Source organism: Streptomyces sp. NPDC060198 (genome assembly GCF_042728415.1).
Taxonomy (GTDB): domain Bacteria; phylum Actinomycetota; class Actinomycetes; order Streptomycetales; family Streptomycetaceae; genus Streptomyces.
The window spans coordinates 1-2,068 of sequence record NZ_JBHWZJ010000633.1 but is presented as its reverse complement, the minus strand read 5'-3'; the positions used below and the strand labels follow the sequence as shown (position 1 = coordinate 2,068).

General features: G+C 68.6%; 2 protein-coding genes. One reads left to right on the top strand and one right to left on the bottom strand.

What is annotated here, in order from left to right:
* Positions 1–83: 83 nt before the first annotated feature.
* Positions 84–278 (bottom strand): hypothetical protein, encoded by a 195-nt coding sequence (locus ACFWEP_RS34290; protein WP_328721676.1) that lies wholly within the window; start codon positions 276–278, stop codon positions 84–86.
* A gap of 501 nt (positions 279–779) precedes the next feature.
* Here ACFWEP_RS34290 and ACFWEP_RS34285 point away from each other — a divergent pair.
* The gene (locus tag ACFWEP_RS34285) at positions 780–1,979 is read left to right on the top strand and encodes an acyltransferase family protein (RefSeq protein WP_387376164.1); all 1,200 of its coding nucleotides are present in this window, start codon (positions 780–782) and stop codon (positions 1,977–1,979) included.
* The last annotated feature ends 89 nt before the right edge of the window (positions 1,980–2,068 follow it).

The window sequence follows — 2,068 nt, the reverse complement described above, 5'->3', positions numbered from 1 at the left end:
GGGCGGGGGCGTGCTCCGGAGGTCCGCCCGCCTGGATCCGCCCGGCACGCACGCTCGGGCCGGCTCAGAAGCTGATCCGGTCGTCAGAAGCTGATCTGGTTGATCGTGTCCGCTATCGAGTTCATGAACCTGTTGATCGAGGGCGCCATGCCCGTCGACGCCAGGAAGAACCCGAAGAGGATCGCGACGATCGCCGGCCCGGCCTTGATGGATCCACCACGGATCAGCACCACCAGGATGATCGCCAACATCAGCACCACAGACAGTGAAATGGCCACGACTGCTCACACCCTAGGTCGGTCCGCCTTGCCGGCCCGGGGGCGCGCTCCGTCGCGCGCCCTCCGTTCACTCCATCGTGCCATCAACTCCCGTGAGGGCGACGACTGCTGACGGGGTGACCTGGCTGATTTTCGCCATTCGCGCCACTCGTACGCCCTCAGAGCCTCCCGGAACCGGAGGCGCGCGTGCGGGCGGTGCCCGCGCCCCGCCCGCACGAAAGCGCCGTACGGAGGCCCCCGGCAGCCATGCGTGGCACCGGGGTGGGCCCGACGTGCACGCAACAAGAATTCACTTACTCCCCACAGGCCGCACGCATTCGGCCCGACCGGGGAGAGTGTCGTAATTCACGCATCTCAATCCAGAGGCGATTTGCCCCGTTTGGCGAGGAATCTAATCGGCATAGTGGACATAACTCACTGGTTTCGGCTTCGAATTGACGGGCAGGCGCGAGGCTTCCGATGCGCTTCAAGAAATGCGAAAGACGGGTTTAGGTTTTTCGAATGCTTCCTGCTCCGAGTCGTACACAGCGGACCACGCTCCCGTCGGAGGCCCTGGACCCGGAGCCCGGACACAGATCCGCGACAACCGCCGCCAAGGCTCCCCCGGCGCCCGATCCGAGGTCGACGCAGTCCGCTCCGCCGGCCAGGAAGCGCGATCCGTACTTCGACAATGTGAAGTATCTGGCCATCGTGCTGGTCGCCGTGGCGCACTCCTGGGAACCGGTGATGGGCGACAGCCGGGCGGCCCGCGCGCTGTACATGGTCATCTACACGTTCCACATGCCCGCGTTCATCCTCGTCTCCGGCTACTTCTCCCGGTCCTTCGACGCGAGTCCGGCCAGGATGAAGCGGCTCGTCACCGGGGTCGCGGTCCCTTACGTGGTCTTCGAGACGGCCTATTCGCTGTTCAGGCGGTACGCGGGCGGCGAACCGGACGCGCCGATCACTCTGCTCGACCCGCTCTTCCTGACCTGGTTCCTGGCCGCTCTGCTCATCTGGCGACTCACCACCCCGCTCTGGCGGACGCTCCGCCACCCGCTCCCCGTCGCCCTCGCCGTGGCCGCTCTCGCCTCGGTCTGCCCCGGCATCGGAGACGATCTGGACCTGCAACGCGTCCTGCAGTTCCTGCCGTTCTTCGTCCTGGGCGTGATGGCCCGCCCCGAGCACTTCGAGTGGGTGCGCCGCCGCGAGGTACGGCTGCTCTCGCTGCCCCTGTTCGCCGCGGCGCTGGTGTTCGCGTACGCGGTGGCCCCTCACCTGCGGCTCGACTGGTTCTACCGCAGCGACAGCGCCCAGGAGATCGGCGCACCCTGGTGGTCCGGCGTCATGATGACGCTGCTGATGTTCGGGTGCGCGCTGCTGCTCACCGCCGGATTCCTGTCCTGGGTGCCGGCCCGGAAGACCTGGTTCTCGGTGCTGGGCGCCGGAACGATCTGCGGATACCTTCTGCACGGCTTCCTGATCCGGGGCGCCGAGTACGCGGGACTGATCGACGAGAACGCGTGGCTCTCCGGCCCCGCCGGACTGGTGCTCGTCTCCGTGATCGCGGCCACCGCCGTGACACTGCTGTGCACCCCGCCGGTCCGCAGGGCGATGCGGTTCGCCACCGAGCCGGACATGGACTGGGCCTTCCGCCGGAGTCCCGCCACCGCCCGGCCCGGCCCGGCGGACGGGTCACCCGCCCGCACGGCGGCCCGCTGACCCGTCCCGGCCACCCGCTCTCCCGCCGTCCGCTCGCCGGAGCCCTCCGGCCCGTCCGCCCCGTCCCCCGGTGAAGAAGACCGGTGCCG

Coding starts and splice junctions, on each gene's coding strand:
- ACFWEP_RS34285 (WP_387376164.1), top strand. CDS start 780: ATGCTTCCTGCTCCGAGTCGTACACAGCGGACCACGCTCCCGTCGGAG.